The following is a 15,641-nucleotide window of genomic DNA, read 5'->3' on the forward strand; positions in this document are numbered from 1 at the left end:
CGGACGGAGCCCGGCCGCCGGCCGGTGCTCCGCCCCGCGCCCGCCCGACAGCGACGCCGGCCGGCCGGGCCCCGGGAGAACCGCTCCGGATGTGCGCGATGAACGACCGCCTGGGCTTCAGCCTGACGCAACTGCGGTACTTCGTCGTGTCCGCCGAGCTCGGCAATATCTCGGAGGCGGCCGAGAAGCTGTGCGCCTCGCAGTCGACGGTGTCGTCGGCCGTGATGCGGCTGGAACGTCAGCTCGGTGTGCAGCTGCTTCTTCGCCATCACGCCCGTGGGGTGAGTCTCACCCCGAGCGGGCGCCATCTCCTGCGGGAGGCGCGCGCGCTGCTGGGCCAGGCCAGGAACCTCAAGGCCCAGGGCGATGCCCTGGCGGGCGGCACCGCGGGCCAGCTCGATGTCGGATTCCTGCTCGCCCTCTCCCCGTTCCTGCTGCCCATGGCCCACCGGGTGGCCGGGGAGCGGTACGGGGCGCTGCGGCTGAACGTCCACGAGGAATCCGCCGACGGGGTCCTGAAAGCCCTTCAGGACGGCCGGTGCGAGATGGCGGTGACGTACGGCTTCCTGTCGGGCGAGTCCCGGTTTCACCCCCTGGCCGATCTGCCCGTCCACGCGCTGGTGGCCGATGACGACCCGAGGGGTCTGTCCGGCCCCCTCGGCCTGGACGAGCTGGCCGTCCGGCCCCTGGTCACCGTGAACGATCCGGCCGTCCTCCGCCACACCGAGGCGCTGTTCGCCGACGCCAGTGTCCGCATGCCCCGGGTGATGACGGCGACGAGCGTGGAGACCGTGCGCGGGCTGGTGGCGGCCGGCGCCGGGTTCACGCTGATGTGCCAGCGTGTGCCGAACACGACGACCCTGGACGGAGGGAGGGTCCGGGAGGTCGAGCTCCTCGGGGATCTCCCCTCCGTGTCGCTGGGGGTGGCCGTGATGCCGGATCTGACCATGAGCAGCCGGGGCGGAGCCTTCCTGGATGTGCTGAGATCGGCGGTTTCGATCAGCAGCGAGGCGAACTCCCATGTGTGAACCGGAGTTCCACCGGCCGGTGGGCGTGATCCCGTACGACCGAGGAGTGTGCCGTGCGTCCCACTGACGGTATGTCCGCCACCGCCGACCAGGTCGTCGTCCTCTCGGCGCGGACTCCCGGGCAGCTGGCCGCGTCCGTCGGCAGGCTGTCCGGGTTCCTCGACCGCAACCCGGACACCGGTCTCGCCGATCTGGCGTTCACGCTCCAGGCGGGACAGGAGGCGATGGGCGAGCGGTACGCGGTCGTGGTGTCCTCGACCGAGGAGCTGAGGGCCGCCCTGCGGGCCGGCCGGGGACACCCGGCCACCGTCGGGGCCGCCCGGGGGCTGGCCGCGGAGATCCGCGACGACAGCGATCTGCGGGACCTGCTGATACGGCGCTGGGCCGCCACCGGAGAGCTGTCCCGGCTGGCGGCGCTGTGGGTGTCGGGCATCGAGGTGGACTGGGCGGTCCTGCACCGGGAGGCACCGCGCCGGGTGCCGGATCTGGACTCGGTGCTCTCCGGCACCCCGGGCACGGCGGGCGAACGCTGGAACCTGTCGAGCGGTCAGCTGACGATGTACCGGGACCACCGGCGCTGGCCGGAGCCGATCACCTATAATCTCCCGCTCCTCTTCGAGATCCACGGGGACCTGGACACCGCGGCCCTGGAACGGGCGGTCCGGGCGCAGACGAGGATCCACCCGGTGCTGAGCGCGGTCTTCGGGGAGCGGGACGGTGTGCCGTACATGGACATCGACCCGGACAGGGTCCCGTCGTTCGACCGGGTCGGCCTCGGGTCCACCTCGCGCGCCGGACAGCTGGCCGAACTGCGGGCACTGGCCGACGTTCCCTTCGACCTGGCGACGGGCCCCCTGGTCAGGGCCCATCTGGTCTCCCTCGCCGGTGGGCGACGGCTGCTGCTGATCACCGTGCACCACATCCTGCTGGACGGCACGTCCACGGCGCTCCTGATCCGCACCCTCAAGGAGGCCTACCGGGGCCGGGAGAGCGCGGGCCGGGCCACGTACGGCGACTTCGTCGCATGGGAGGAGGCGATGCTCGCCGGCCCGGGGGCGGATCGCCACCGGGACCACTGGGTCCGTGAGCTGGCGGGGACGCGCAAGGCGCTCGCGCTGCCCTACGACCGTCCCTACGACCCGGAACGGATGCCCCGGGTGGAGGTGGTGACGATGAGGCTGCCGCCCGCGCTGGTGACCGCGCTGGCCGACCGGGCCCGGGAGCACCGGGTCAGCGTCGCCATCGTGCTGTTCTCGACGTATGTGCGGTTTCTGCACCGGCTGACCGGACAGGCCGACCTGGTCACGGGCCTGACCGCGGTCGCCCGCTACGAGGAGCGGTTCCAGGACGTGGTCGGCCAGTTCGTGAACTGCCTGCCCATCCGCTCCACCGTTGCCGGCGGCTTTCCCGAGCTGCTCAAAGCCATGCAGCGCAAGGTGATCGCCGGTATCGACCACGGAGCCCTCCCCCTGCCGGAGATCGCCCGCGCGCTGGGAGCGGGGGGAAAGCCGCTGGTACTGACGAATTTCCTTTTCCAGAATTTCGACGGCGCCGACCTGCTGACCAATGACTCTTCGGCCGGTCATGGAGAATTGGACCTGCGCCGGTTCGGCGACCTGCCGTACGCCGGAGAGTTCGTTCTCTCGGTGGAGTTCTACCGGGAGGGCGACGGGTACAAAGTGTTCCTCAAGTACGACGCACAGGTATTTGACGAATCCACGGTGCGGCGTATGAGGGACGAATGGTATTCGGTCATGCAGGAGGAAGCGGGCATGGAACAGGGGCCCCCGTAGCCCGCGGCCCGTGACACCCGGGCTCCCAGGGGCAGGAGCAGGGGCAGGGTCTGGCCGTGGTGCCGGCCGCCGCGTCGGGGATCCGTCGCGGCGGCCGGCGGGGACGGCGGTCAGGCCAGGGTCTTCAGGACGGCCGGGTCGTAGGGGACGGTCTGGGCCAGCTCGCCGCGCAGTGCCTTCGCCGCCCAGTCGGGGTTGGCCAGCAGCGTCCTGCCCACCGCGACGAGGTCGAACTCGTCGCGCCCCAGCCGGGCCACCAGCTCCTCGATGCCGGTCAGTCCGGCCGGCCGGGTGAAGCCCTCGGTGAAGAGGCCCTCTCCGTACTGCCGGTCGAGGCCGACCGAACCCACCGTCACCGTGGCCCTGCCGCTCAGCCTGCGCACCCAGCCGGCCAGGTTGAGGTCGCTGCCCTCGAACTCGGGCTGCCAGTAGCGGCGGGTCGAGGCGTGGAACGCGTCGACCCCGGCGTCGGCCAACGGGGCCAGCAGCCGCTCCAGTTCGGCCGGGCTCTCCGCGGTGCGGGCGTCGTACCTGTTGACCTTCCACTGGGAGAGCCGGAAGAAGACCGGGAACCCCGGGGCGACGGCCGCGCGGATGGCCTGCACGATCTCGGCGCCGAAACGGGCACGGGAGGCCGGATCACCGCCGTACCGGTCGGTCCGGCGGTTGGTGCCGCTCCACAGGAAATCGTCGATCAGATAGCCGTGCGCGCCGTGCAGTTCGATGCCGTCGAACCCGAGCCGCTCGGCGGCCACGGCGGCCTCCGTGAAGGCCGCCACCGTGTCGTCGATGTCCTGCTGGGTCATCGCCCTTCCGGCCGGTGAGCCGTCCAGCCCGAGCCCGGAGGGGCCCTCGGCGGGCGGCTCGGTCCCCGGACGCACGACCCCGGTGTGCCACAGCTGCGGAATGATCCTGCCGCCGGCCCGGTGCACCTGTCGCACCACGTCCGCCCAGCCCGCGAGGGACCGTTCGCCGTAGAAGTGGGGCACGTCCTCGTACGCGCCGGCGGCGGCGCGGTCGACGTAGGTTCCCTCGGTGATGATCAGCCCGACCTGGTGGGCCGCCCGGAGGGCGTAGTACTCCGCGACGTCCTGGCCCGGCACACCGCCGGGGGACTTCATTCTGGTCATCGGGGCCATCACGATCCGGTTCGGGACCACGAGATCGCCCACGGTGAACGGCTCGTCCAGGCTGGCCATTGTTCCTCCCGAGTTTTCGCAACTGTTGACACAGATGTTCCGTGCGCGCCTGTTCCGCCACCCTGAAGCATTCGCGGAAAGGCCGGTGGTGCGGCCGTGACGGGGTTCCCGGGCGTGATCGGGGGATCGCGAGCCCGAGGAGACCTGACACATCGAAGGGTGGCTGTGGGGGGATGCCATTCCAGGCGGTGCGGAATTATTCACGGCCGCACACCGGTAAGCAGTAATTATCGATTGTGCTGATCAAGATGTCCAGTCGACCGGGCAGGGCTGTTCCACGCCGCGGCTGTTCCTGGCTTGTATCGCATGGGGCGATCCAGTACATCGATATAATCAGTTTGACCGTGTCAAAGAGATCGTTGATAGTGGTTCTGGTGATTCCGCGCCACCATGATCGAACGGGATGAATTCCCCATTCTGGACTGCAAATCGGGCGATCTGTTTCTCTCGCCGATCTGTGCCGCGCGGACAGGGCTGTCGAGCCAAGAAGGGGCGGAACCCAGGGTGAGCCAGAGTCGCCTTTCTGCAGAGATACCCCAAGAGCTGGAAGGCAAGCGGGCGGTCGTCACCGGAGGCAGCCGCGGCATCGGCGCGGCGATCGTGCGGAACCTGCTCGACGCCGGTGCCACCGTGGTCACCTCGGCCCGTAGTTCGACCGAACACACCCCGTCCGCGGCCGAGTTCGTGAAGGCCGACCTCAGTACGCCCGACGGTGTGCGCGATTTCGCCGATGCCGCTCTGGAAAGCCTCGGCGGAGTCGACATCATCATCAACAACGCGGGTGGCTGCCGGACCTTCCAGAGCGCGCTGGACATCGAGCGGGACTGGCAGTACACGATGGACATCAATTTCCTGGCCGCCGTCCGGATCAACTCCGCGCTCGTGCCGGCCATGCGCGAGAGCGGGGGCGGGGTCATTCTGCATGTGTCGTCCATCGCCACCATCTCGTCCTACCCGATGATCCTGCACTACGCGGCCGCCAAGTCCGCGCTGGAGACGTACAGCAAGGGTCTCTCCACCGAACTGGCGCCGCAGGGAATCCGCGTGGTCGCCGTCTCCCTGGGGAACGTGGCGACACCGGGAGCCGACGAAGCGCGCGACAAGATCATTGACTATCTCGGCGGCGACAGCGGTGCGAGCGGCGGCAACGGCGAGAGCGGCGAATCCGCGTCGTGGGCCGACGAGATTCCCCTCGGACGGATCGGCCGCGCGCAGGACGTGGCCGACGCGGTGAGCTTTCTCGTCTCCCGGCGCGCGGCCTGGATCACCGGCAGCAATCTCGTCATCGACGGTGGGCGCGTCGCCGCCCTGTGATCCGCGGCGGCGAACCGCTGCCGATATCTGCGGGCCGCGGCCCCGGCCCTTCCTCATCCCTCGCCCGGCGGACCGGGTTTCCCCCGCACCTCCGTACGACGGCCGACCCGCCGGGCCTTCCCGCGCTATTCATTCAGTAACCCCATATCCGTAGGTAACGGCTTGCCAGGACTGGAAGGACTGACACGATGACCACGACAGGGGAAGAGGTACGGGCCTATCCCTTCGGCCCGGCCGACCGGCTCAACGTGGACGCGAAGCTGGCCGAGATCTGCGGCGAACAGCCGGTGCTGCGGGTGAACCTGCCCTACGGCGGCGAGGCCTGGCTGGTCACGCGGCACGCCGATGCCAAGGTCGTGCTGGCCGATCCCCGGTTCAGCCGTGCCGCGGCCGTCGGTGAGGACATCCCCCGCACGGTCGCCGCCGGTCTGCCCAGTACCTCCATGATGAGCATGGACCCGCCGGAGCACAGCCGGCTGCGGCGCCGGGTGGCCAACGCGTTCACGGTGCGCCGTGTGGAGGCGCTGCGCCCGCGGGCCCAGCAGATCATGGACGGCCTGCTCGACAGCATGATCGCCGCCGGACCGTCGGCCGACCTGACCAGGACGCTCACCTGGCCCCTGCCGATCACGATGATCTGCGAACTGCTCGGTGTGCCCGTCGCCGACCGCGACCGGTTCAACATCTGGGTGGACGGTCTGCTGATGCTGACCGATCCGGCCCAGTCCCTGCAGGCCCGCGAACACCTCAACGACTACCTCGCCGGGCTGATCAGGCTCCGCCGTGCCGACCCCACCGACGACCTCCTCGGCGAACTGGTCACCGACCCCGACGAGGAGGACCGCCTTGAGGAGAATGAGCTGGTCAGCCTCGGGGTCAGCCTGCTGTCCGCCGGACAGGAGGCCACCGCCAACCAGCTCGGCAACTTCGTCTACACGCTGCTGACCAACCCCAGCCTCTGGCAGCAGCTCGTCGCCGATCCCGCTCTCGTACCCGACGCGGTCGAGGAACTCCTCCGGATCATCCCGATCAGCGCTTCCGCAGGCTTCACCCGTATCGCCCTCGCGGACGTGGAACTGAGCGGACAGACCATCCGCGCCGGGGACGCGGTGGTCGCCGAGCTGGGCATCGCCAACCGGGACCCCCTGGTGTTCGAGCACCCCGGGGAGATCGACTTCCACCGCGGGAACAACCCGCACCTCACCTTCGGACACGGCGTGCATCACTGCCTCGGCGCACAACTGGCCAGGATGGAGCTGCGCGTGCTCCTGGACTCCCTGGTCCGCCGCCTGCCCGGACTCCACCTCTCCGTCCCGGTCGACCAGGTGCCCTGGCGTACCGACCGCCTCATCCGCGGGGTGGCCGCGCTGCCCGTCAGCTGGTGAGGTCCGCACCGGCCGGCGCCGCCGCACGGCAGCGCCGGCCGCCCATGTGCCCGCGCACGACTCGACGACATTCACCGGGACGCCGGGGGAGGGGCTGACCATGGCCGAAGCAGTGGAGGAGGTCACCGCGGCGGTGCGTGACCCGGGCAAGGGACTCGCCGAGGTCATGGCAGCAGTCCTGGAGGGCTACGGGGACCGGCCGGCCCTCGGTGAACGGGCGAGTGACCCCGCGACGGCGCGCCTGCTCCCGAGGTTCGACACCATCAGCTACCGCGAACTGTGGGCCCGTGTCCGCGCGGTCGCCGGTGCCTGGTACCACGACCCGCGGTCCGTGCCGGGCGCGGGCGACCGGATCTGCATCCTGGGCTTCACCAGCACCGACTACGCGACCATCGACCTCGCCTGCATCCATCTGGGCATCGTGTCCGTGCCGCTTCAGTCCAGTGCGCCGATGTCCCAGCTGAAGCCGATCATCGAGGAGACCGAGCCGCGCGTCCTCGCCGCGAGCATCGAGCGCGTGGACGCCGCCGTCGAAGCGGTCATCGGGGCGGCCTCGGTCGAGCGGGTCATCGTGTTCGGGTACGACCCACGGATCGCGGAGCAGCGCGAGACCTTCGAGTCCGCCCGGCGCCGCCTGGCCGAAGCCCGCGGCACGGTCGCCGTCGAGTCGCTGGACGAGGTGATCGAACGCGGCAGGGATCTGCCGTCCGCCCCGCTGTTCGTCGCCGAGCCCGGCGACGACCCGCTGGCCCTGCTGATCTACACCTCCGGCAGCACCGGGACCCCCAAGGGGGCCATGTACACACAGCGGCTGGTCGGCACCGCGTGGTACGGCTTCAGCTACGGGGCCGCGGACGGCCCGCCCATCAGCCTCCTCTACATGCCCCAGAGCCATCTCGCCGGCCGCTATTCACTGATGGGGTCGCTCGTCCGGGGCGGAATCGGCTACTTCACCGCCAGGAGCGACCTGTCCACCCTGTTCGAGGACATCGCGCTGATCCGCCCCACCGAGCTGACCATGGTCCCGCGGCTGTGCGACATGCTCTTCCACCAGTACCAGAGCGAACTGGTCCGGCGGGCCGGCGAGCCGGGCGACGTCGAGACGGCGGTCAGGACGGACCTGCGCGAGAACTTCCTGGGCGGACGCGTCGCCAAGGCCTTCTGCGGGACCGCCCCGCTCTCCGCCGAAGTGGCGGCCTTCGTCGAGTCCTGCCTGGGCCTCCACCTGTACACCGGCTACGGATCCACCGAAGCCGGCGGGGTGCTCCTCGACACGGTGGTGCAGCGCCCGCCGGTGATCGACTACAAGCTCGCCGACGTCCCGGAACTGGGCTACTTCCGCACCGATTCGCCCCATCCGCGCGGCGAACTGCTGCTCAAGACGGACTCCATGATCTCCGGGTACTACAAGCGCCCCGAGGTCACCGCGCAGATCTTCGACGAGGACGGCTACTACCGGACCGGCGACGTCATGGCCGAGACGGGTCCCGACCGGCTGGTCTACATCGACCGCACCAAGGACACCCTGAAACTCTCGCAGGGCGAATTCGTGGCCGTCTCCCGCCTGGAGACCGTCTTCGGCGGCAGCCCCCTTATCCAGCAGATCTTCGTGCACGGCAACAGCGAGCGCGCCTATCTGCTCGCGGTGGTGGTGCCCACGCCGGAGGCGCTGACCAGGGGAGGGGACGCACCGGGGGAACTCAAACGGCTGCTCAGCGCGTCGCTCCAGGAGATCGCCAAGGGGGCCGAGCTCAACCCGTACGAGATCCCGCGTGACTTCCTGATCGAGACCGAACCCTTCAGCGCCGGGAACGGACTGCTCACCGAGAGCCACAAGATGCTGCGCCCCAGACTCAGGGAGCGCTACGGCGAGGTCCTCGAACAGCTGTACGTCGACCTCGCCGACGCGCAGGCCGAGCAGCTGCGCGAGCTGCGGCGGGCCGCGCCGGACCGGCCGGTGCTGGACACGGTCAGCCGGGCCGCCCAGGCCCTGCTCGGCTGTCCGGACACCGACCTGGGCGCGGATGTGCACTTCACCGACCTGGGCGGGGATTCGCTGTCCGCGCTGTCCTTCTCCCAGCTCATGACGGAGATCTTCCACGTCGAGGTTCCCGTCGGGGTGGTCATCAGCCCGGCCAACGGTCTGGCCCAACTGGCCGCGTACATCGAGGAGGAACGGGAGTCCGGGGCGAAGCGGCCCACCTTCGCCTCCGTGCACGGCCGGAGCAGCGCCGAGGTCCGTTCCGGTGACCTCACCCTGGACGGATTCCTCGACGCGCCGACGCTCGCCGCGGCACCGGGGCTGCCCCGCCCCGACGGCGCCGTACGGACCGTGCTGCTGACCGGGGCCAACGGCTACCTCGGCCGGTTCCTCTGCCTGGAATGGCTGGAGCGGCTGGCGGCCTCGGGCGGCAGACTGATCTGCCTCGTGCGCGGCAGCGGAGGGGATGCCGCGGCGAAGCGGCTGGAGGACGCCTTCGGCAGCGGCGAGGACGAACTGCTCCGCCGGTTCCGGGACCTGGCCGCCGGGACCCTGGAAGTGCTCGCGGGTGACATCGGCGATCCGCGCCTGGGCCTCGACGCGGACACCTGGAGCAGGCTGGCCGGCACCGTGGACCTGATCGTCCACCCGGCTGCACTGGTCAATCATGTCCTGCCCTACTCCCAGCTGTTCGGGCCCAACGTCGTCGGCACGGCCGAGGTGATCCGGCTGGCGCTCACCACCCGGATCAAGCCCGTCAGCTATGTGTCCACCGTCGCCGTGGGGACCGGAGCCGGGGCCGCGGCATTGGACGAGGACGCCGACATCCGCGTCACCGGCCCGGTCCGGCGGATCGGGCAGGACTACGCGGGCGGGTACGCGACCAGCAAATGGGCGGGCGAGGTCCTGCTCCGCGAGGCGCACGACCTGTGCGGCCTGCCGGTGACCGTCTTCCGCTCGAACATGCTCCTCGCGCACAGCGGATACCCGGGCCAGCTGAATGTGCCCGACATGTTCACCCGCCTCCTGTTCAGCCTGGTCGCCACCGGCATCGCCCCGCGCTCGTTCTACCGGGCCGGCGCCCGCGCCCACTACGACGGTCTGCCGGTCGACTTCACCGCCGAGGCCATCACCGCGCTGGGCGAGCGCGCCACCGGGGGCTACCGGACCTTCAACGTGCTGAACCCGCACGACGACGGCATCTCGCTGGACACCTTCGTCGACTGGCTCACCGAGGCCGGACACCCCGTCCAGCGCATCGACGACTACGGCGACTGGCTCGTCCGCGTCTCGGCGGCGCTCCGCGCCCTGCCGGAGAAGCAGCGTCAGCACTCGCTGCTGCCCCTGCTGCACGCCTTCGCGCAACCCGATGACGGCGTCCCCGGTACGGCGATCACCGCCGGGCGGTTCCACGCGGCGGTGCGGGCCGCCAAGATCGGCCCCGACGAGGACATCCCGCACCTGTCGGCCGCCCTCATCCGCAAGTACGTCACCGACCTGCGCCGGCTCGGCCTGCTCCACGCCCGCGGCTGAGGGGCATACGTACCCATACCCACACCGACACCCACACCGACATCCGGCACCCACGGCTGGTGGCAGCGCCACGGCCGTGGGTGCCGGCCGTCGTCCGCCGGCACGGCGCGACTGCGCCGCAGCGGCCGATCGGCCCTCGTACGAGGCGATGTGACAAAGGGTCATGGAACGCGGAGTCGTGTTCGTCATCGGCGGCCGTCTCCCGGTCAGCCCGCTTTCACATAATCGGCCCCCATGGATTAGGTTAGCCTTGCCTTGCCTGGGTGTTGATGGGAAAGGGGGACCCATGCCGGCCGAACGACGCTTCGGCGGACACTCCGCCGCGGTGTGTCCGCCGGGCGGCCGGCCGCCCCCAGCGCTGTGGCGTCGTATCCACCACCGCCGACGCGCCGAACGCGCCGTCGGCGTCCATTCCGCAGGAGTCATCCGATGAGTCAGACCCTGTCGCCCGAACGTGTCCGCGCCGATGTCGCGGAGCTGCTCGACTGCGACCCCGCCGACATCGCTCCCGAGGAGAATCTGGTCGACCTCGGCCTGGACTCGGTGCGGATCATGATCCTGGTCGAGCGCTGGCGTACCGCGGGGGCGAGCGCTCTGGAGTTTCCGGACCTGGCCGAGCAGCCCGAACTCGGGCACTGGACGGCGCTGCTGACGGGTGGGAACGCATGAGCCGCATCGACCACAGGCACCGCCATCTGGAGCGGATCGCGGAGGTCAGGGCGGGCCGCCACGCCGAGAAGGTGGGCTATCCGATCGGCATCCGGGAGACCGAGGTCGTGCGGGTCGCCATGGTCGGCTCCGGTCTGCTGCGGGTGACCTTCGCAGGTGCGGGCACCGAGGGCTTCGAGGCCCACGCGCCGGACGAGCACGTGAAGCTGATCTTCCCGGACCCGGACGGCACGCTGCGGCTGCCCGAACGGAACGGCGCGATGCTGCGCTGGCCGCGGCCGGCTCTCGTCTCGCGGGAGTACACCGTGCGCCGCTACGACCCGGCCTCGGGCGAGATCGACATCGACATCGCCCCGCACGAGGGCGGGCTCGCCTCGGACTGGGCGCGAGAGGCCCGGCCGGGCGCGGTCATGCACATCGCGGGGCCGCCCGGCGGGATGATCGTCCCGCACGTCTACGACCGCTACCTGCTCGCGGGCGACATCACGGCGCTGCCCGCGATCGCCCGCTGGCTGGAGGAGCTGCCCAGGGCGGCGAAGGGCTGGGCGTTCATCGAGGTGGCCGACGCCGCGCAGGAGATCGAGCTGTCCGCGCCCGAGGGAGTCGAGGTGCGCTGGCTGCACCGCGGCGACCACCCCGCGGGGAGCGGTGACGCGCTGGAGCGGGCGGTGACCGCCGTGGCCGTGCCCGAGGGGGAGCGGGTGTACGTGTGGGCCGCGGGGGAGGCCGGCCAGATCAAGCCGCTGCGCCGCTGGGTCCGCGACGAACTGTGCCTGGACAGGGCCGACTCCGACATCACCGGGTACTGGAAGCGCGGCGTCGCCGACTTCGACGAGGACGATCACTGACGGACCGGCCGGACCGGGGCAGGTGTGACGCCGGTCCGTGGTTGTCCTGCCGAAAGGCCATCAACTAAGGTGAGCCTTACCTAACTAGCAAGGAGCAGTTGCATGTCCATACGCAGATCGTTCGGCCTGGTCGGCGCGGTGTCGCTGGCCCTCGTCCTGGCCGGATGCGGGTCGTCGGAGGACGGGTCGGACTCCTCGGACAAGGCCAGGACCCGGGTGTTCGCGGCGGACAACGGCAAGATCACCATCCCGGCCCAGCCGAAGCGCGTGGTGGCCACCGGCTACGCCGTGCCCGCCATGTTGGAGGCCGACGCGCCGCTCGTCGGGATCTCGTCGTGGAAGCGCGGCGAGCCGATGATGAGCAAGGAGGACCTGGCCACCTACAAGAAGCTCCCCAAGGTCGCGGGCGAGTCGGCGGCCGAGACCAACTACGAGGCCGTCGCCGAGGCCGAGCCCGACCTGATCATCATCGGTGTGCCCGCCCCGGTGCTCGGCGACATCGACATCAAGCGGCTGGAGTCCATAGCCCCGGTCGTGGCGATCGGCCCGACCGTGCCGTCCGCGTGGCGCGAGCTCTCGCACAAGCAGGCCGACGCCGCGGGCGCGCTCAAGCAGTTCGACACCGTGAAGAGCACGTACGAGACCAGGGCCGCCGAGTTGGCCACGAAGTACAAGGACGTGCTGCCCCAGCTCAAGCTGGGCCATGTCGGCTCGTACGGTGAGGTCGCCAAGGGCACCTTCCAGCGCGAGTTCGGCGGTTCGTGGGGCACCAACATCGCCGAGGACTTCGGCGCGAAGTACTACGGCAAGGTCAAGGAGTCCGGCCCCGGCTCGCGTTCGGTCAGCGAGTACCCGTCCATCGAGGAACTCCCGGCCGCGTTCGGTGAGGCCGACGTCCTCACGTACTCGGTCAACGCCGACGGCACCGTGCCCGAGCCGGTGAAGTACGTCATGGACTCGAAGCTGTGGAAGAACCTGCCCGCCGTCAAGGCCGGCAAGACCTTCCCGCTCCGCTACACCGAGGCCGCTACCTACGGATCGGCCATGAAGACCCTGGACGCGATCGACGAGTCGCTCGCTCCGCTGCTGAACCGGTGACCGTCGCGGGCCGCGCGTCCGGTGCGGCGGGAACCCGGCGGGCCGTGCCGCAGATCGGCTGGCTGATCGGCGGACTGGTGCTGCTCGTGGTGATCGCCGTGATCAGCATGGGCGTCGGGGCCCGCCCGGTCCCGCCCGCCGAGGTCGTACGGGCACTGTTCGACTATCACGGCACCGACGACCATGTGATCGTGCGTGATGTCCGGGCACCGCGCGCGCTGCTGGCCGTCGCGGTGGGTGCCGCGCTCGCGGTGGCGGGCGCACTGATCCAGACGCTGGCCCGCAACCCGCTGGCGGAGCCCGGCATCCTCGGGGTCACCGCGGGCGCCGGGTTCGCCATCACCGTGGGCTCGGCACTCGGACTGGCCGCCGGACAGGCCGGCGAACTGGGCTTCGCCGTCATCGGCTCCGTGCTCGCCGCGCTGCTGGTCGCCGCGGTCGGGCGGCGCTCGCCGCTGCGTCTGGTGCTCACCGGAGTGGCCCTGACCGCGGTGCTGAGCGGTGTCGCCCTCGGGCTGCGGCTGATGCTCCCGGACGTCTTCGACATGTACCGCTTCTGGTCGGTCGGATCGCTGGCGGCCCGCGAACAGGCGCCGCTGGCCCTGCCGCTGACCGCCATCGCGGTGTCGCTGGCCGGCGCACTGCTGCTGAGCCGGGCACTCAACGCCCTGACGCTGGGGGAGAGCGTGGCGCACACACTGGGGGCCGGCGTGGGCCGGGTGAGGGGCGCCGCGCTGGTGCTCATCACCGTGCTCAGCGGGGCGGCGACAGCGGTCGCCGGGCCGATCCTGTTCGTCGGACTGATCGTGCCGCACCTGGTCCGCAGGCAGGCGTCGGGATCGGTGCCCTGGCTGATCCTCTACTCGATGGTGCTGGGGCCGGTCCTGCTGCTGGTCGCCGACATCGGCTCGCGGATCCTGCTGCCCACCGGCGAGGTGCCGGTGGCCATCGTGACCGCGTTCCTCGGCGGGCCCATGCTTATCTGGGCCGTCCGCCGCTACGGGGCGGGGTCACTGTGAACAGGCCCGGACCGAAGGCCGAACGCCGCACCGCCGTACTCGTCGTGGTGTTGGTGGCGATGATGCTGTGCCTGGGGATGCTCGGGCTCTGTTACGGGGCGTCATGGTCGACGCCCGGCGAGGTGCTCGCCGCACTGACCGGGGCGGACCCCTCCGTGGTGATCCTGGACTGGCGGCTGCCGCGGGTCCTGGCCGGGCTCGTCTTCGGCGCCGCGCTCGGCGTGGCGGGGGCGATCTTCCAGAACCTCACCCGCAACCCGATGGGCAGCCCGGACGTGATCGGCCTCGACGCCGGCGCCTACACCGGTGCCCTGGTCGCCATCACCGTACTGTCGGGCACATCCGCCCAACTGGCCGCCGGATCGGTGCTCGGCGGACTGCTGGTCGCGGCCGCGATCTACCTGCTCTCCTTCGAACGCGGCTTCTCCGGAATGCGGCTGGTCGTGATCGGCATCGCGGTCAACGCGATGGTGACCGCGATCAACTCATGGATCGTGCTGCGCGCCGAACTGGAGGTGGCGATCGCCGCCGTCGGCTGGAGCGCCGGCTCGCTCAACGGTGTGGGCTGGGCGGACCTGGGGATCCCGTTCACGGTGATCGCCGTACTGCTGGCCGTGATGACCGCGCGGGCCCACGCCATGCACCAGGCCTCGCTCGGCGACGCGATTGCGGTGACCACCGGGGTCGGGCTCGACCGGCTGCGACTGCTGATGGTGCTGGTCGGCGTCGGCTGCACCGCCACGGTGACCGCGGTGGCCGGACCGATCGCCTTCATCGCCCTGGCCGCCCCGCAGATCGGCCGGAGGCTCGCCGGCGCCGCCGGGGTGCCGCTGCTCCCGGCCGCGCTGACCGGCGCGGTCCTGCTCCAAGGCGCCGACCTGCTCGCCCAGATGCTGCTGGCGCCCGTCGCGCTGCCCGTCGGCGTGGTGAGTACCGCGATCGGCGGTTGCTATCTGATCTGGCTGCTGACCAAGGAGGTGAGGCGCGCGTGACCGCACGCCTGACCGCGCGGGACATCACCCTGCGCTACGGAGACCGCGTCGTTTCCACACGGCTGAGTCTCGACGTCCCCGACGGCGCGTTCACCGCCATCGTGGGCCCCAACGCCTGCGGGAAGTCGACCCTGCTGCGGGCGCTGGTGCGGCTGCTGCGCCCCGACAGCGGGCAGGTCGAACTCGACGGCCGGGCGGTCGGCGGCTACGCGCCCAAGGCACTGGCCAAGCAGCTCGGCTTCCTGCCGCAGGACCCGCTGGCCCCCGAGGACATCAAGGTCCGTCAGCTCGTGGCGCGGGGACGGTTCCCGCACCAGTCGCTGCTGGCGCTGTGGTCGCCGGAGGACGAGGAGGCCGTCACCGGGGCGATGGACGCCGCCGGTGTCGGTGACCTGGCGGGCCGCCCGGTGCAGGAGCTGTCCGGCGGCCAGCGGCAGCGGGTGTGGATGGCCATGGTGCTCGCCCAGCGGACGCCCTACCTGCTGCTCGACGAACCGACATCCTTCCTGGACATCACCCACCAGTACCAGTTGCTCGGCCTGCTGGCCAGGCTCCGCGACGAGGGCCGCACGGTGATCGCCGTCCTGCACGACATCAACCAGGCCTGCCGGTTCGCCGACCACCTGGTCGCCATGAAGGACGGCCGGGTGGTCGCCGAGGGCGACCCCGGGGACATCGTGGACGCCGCGCTGATCAAGGACGTGTTCGACCTGCCGAGCGTCATCGTCCCCGACCCGGTGACCGGCACACCGATGGTCGTTCCCACACTTCAAGGAGAGTAA

General features: G+C 70.7%; 12 protein-coding genes. 11 read left to right on the top strand and 1 reads right to left on the bottom strand.

All coding sequences use genetic code 11. The annotated features are described in order from the left end of the window. Window positions 1-98 precede the first annotated feature (98 nt). Window positions 99-1,028: a LysR family transcriptional regulator gene (locus ABT170_RS18960; protein ID WP_351868706.1), complete on the top strand. Its 930-nt coding sequence runs from the start codon at window positions 99-101 to the stop codon at window positions 1,026-1,028. 53 nt (window positions 1,029-1,081) lie between these two features. Next, window positions 1,082-2,821, top strand: a complete 1,740-nt coding sequence (locus ABT170_RS18965; RefSeq protein WP_351868708.1) for a condensation domain-containing protein — start codon at window positions 1,082-1,084, stop codon at window positions 2,819-2,821. A gap of 110 nt (window positions 2,822-2,931) precedes the next feature. Here ABT170_RS18965 and ABT170_RS18970 read toward each other — a convergent pair whose 3' ends face one another. After that, a complete protein-coding gene (locus ABT170_RS18970; RefSeq protein ID WP_351868711.1) occupies window positions 2,932-4,020 on the bottom strand; it encodes an NADH:flavin oxidoreductase in 1,089 nt (362 codons plus the stop codon). A 390-nt stretch (window positions 4,021-4,410) separates the two neighbouring features. Here ABT170_RS18970 and ABT170_RS18975 point away from each other — a divergent pair, with 390 nt between their 5' ends. The 9 genes from ABT170_RS18975 (at window position 4,411) to ABT170_RS19015 (ending at window position 15,641) form a co-directional block, all read left to right on the top strand. Then, window positions 4,411-5,334, top strand: a complete 924-nt coding sequence (locus tag ABT170_RS18975) for an SDR family oxidoreductase (RefSeq protein ID WP_329946938.1) — start codon at window positions 4,411-4,413, stop codon at window positions 5,332-5,334. A gap of 188 nt (window positions 5,335-5,522) precedes the next feature. After that, complete coding sequence (locus ABT170_RS18980) at window positions 5,523-6,719, top strand: cytochrome P450 (RefSeq protein WP_351868714.1); 1,197 nt, start codon at window positions 5,523-5,525, stop codon at window positions 6,717-6,719. 100 nt (window positions 6,720-6,819) lie between these two features. Further along, the gene (car, locus tag ABT170_RS18985; RefSeq protein ID WP_351868717.1) at window positions 6,820-10,233 is read left to right on the top strand and encodes a carboxylic acid reductase; all 3,414 of its coding nucleotides are present in this window, start codon (window positions 6,820-6,822) and stop codon (window positions 10,231-10,233) included. Between the two features lie 429 nt (window positions 10,234-10,662). Next, the gene (locus ABT170_RS18990) at window positions 10,663-10,902 is read left to right on the top strand and encodes a phosphopantetheine-binding protein (protein WP_329946935.1); all 240 of its coding nucleotides are present in this window, start codon (window positions 10,663-10,665) and stop codon (window positions 10,900-10,902) included. Then, window positions 10,899-11,750, top strand: coding sequence for a siderophore-interacting protein (locus ABT170_RS18995; RefSeq protein ID WP_329946934.1), 852 nt, complete (start codon window positions 10,899-10,901; stop codon window positions 11,748-11,750). Before ABT170_RS18990 ends, ABT170_RS18995 begins: the two co-directional genes overlap by 4 nt. A 102-nt stretch (window positions 11,751-11,852) precedes the next feature. Continuing rightward, the gene (locus ABT170_RS19000; RefSeq protein ID WP_329946933.1) at window positions 11,853-12,848 is read left to right on the top strand and encodes an ABC transporter substrate-binding protein; all 996 of its coding nucleotides are present in this window, start codon (window positions 11,853-11,855) and stop codon (window positions 12,846-12,848) included. Further along, window positions 12,845-13,867: a FecCD family ABC transporter permease gene (locus tag ABT170_RS19005; RefSeq protein ID WP_351868722.1), complete on the top strand. Its 1,023-nt coding sequence runs from the start codon at window positions 12,845-12,847 to the stop codon at window positions 13,865-13,867. Before ABT170_RS19000 ends, ABT170_RS19005 begins: the two co-directional genes overlap by 4 nt. 59 nt (window positions 13,868-13,926) lie before the next feature. Further along, window positions 13,927-14,859, top strand: coding sequence for a FecCD family ABC transporter permease (locus ABT170_RS19010; RefSeq protein ID WP_329947298.1), 933 nt, complete (start codon window positions 13,927-13,929; stop codon window positions 14,857-14,859). Next, window positions 14,856-15,641, top strand: a complete 786-nt coding sequence (locus ABT170_RS19015) for an ABC transporter ATP-binding protein (RefSeq protein WP_351868725.1) — start codon at window positions 14,856-14,858, stop codon at window positions 15,639-15,641. Before ABT170_RS19010 ends, ABT170_RS19015 begins: the two co-directional genes overlap by 4 nt.

Source organism: Streptomyces sp. NPDC001787, from assembly GCF_040297465.1.
GTDB lineage: Bacteria > Actinomycetota > Actinomycetes > Streptomycetales > Streptomycetaceae > Streptomyces.

Coding starts and splice junctions, on each gene's coding strand:
- ABT170_RS18960 (WP_351868706.1), top strand. CDS start 99: ATGAACGACCGCCTGGGCTTCAGCCTGACGCAACTGCGGTACTTCGTC.
- ABT170_RS19010 (WP_329947298.1), top strand. CDS start 13,927: ATGATGCTGTGCCTGGGGATGCTCGGGCTCTGTTACGGGGCGTCATGG.
- ABT170_RS18975 (WP_329946938.1), top strand. CDS start 4,411: ATGATCGAACGGGATGAATTCCCCATTCTGGACTGCAAATCGGGCGAT.
- car (WP_351868717.1), top strand. CDS start 6,820: ATGGCCGAAGCAGTGGAGGAGGTCACCGCGGCGGTGCGTGACCCGGGC.
- ABT170_RS18970 (WP_351868711.1), bottom strand. CDS start 4,020: ATGGCCAGCCTGGACGAGCCGTTCACCGTGGGCGATCTCGTGGTCCCG.
- ABT170_RS18995 (WP_329946934.1), top strand. CDS start 10,899: ATGAGCCGCATCGACCACAGGCACCGCCATCTGGAGCGGATCGCGGAG.
- ABT170_RS18990 (WP_329946935.1), top strand. CDS start 10,663: ATGAGTCAGACCCTGTCGCCCGAACGTGTCCGCGCCGATGTCGCGGAG.
- ABT170_RS18980 (WP_351868714.1), top strand. CDS start 5,523: ATGACCACGACAGGGGAAGAGGTACGGGCCTATCCCTTCGGCCCGGCC.
- ABT170_RS19000 (WP_329946933.1), top strand. CDS start 11,853: ATGTCCATACGCAGATCGTTCGGCCTGGTCGGCGCGGTGTCGCTGGCC.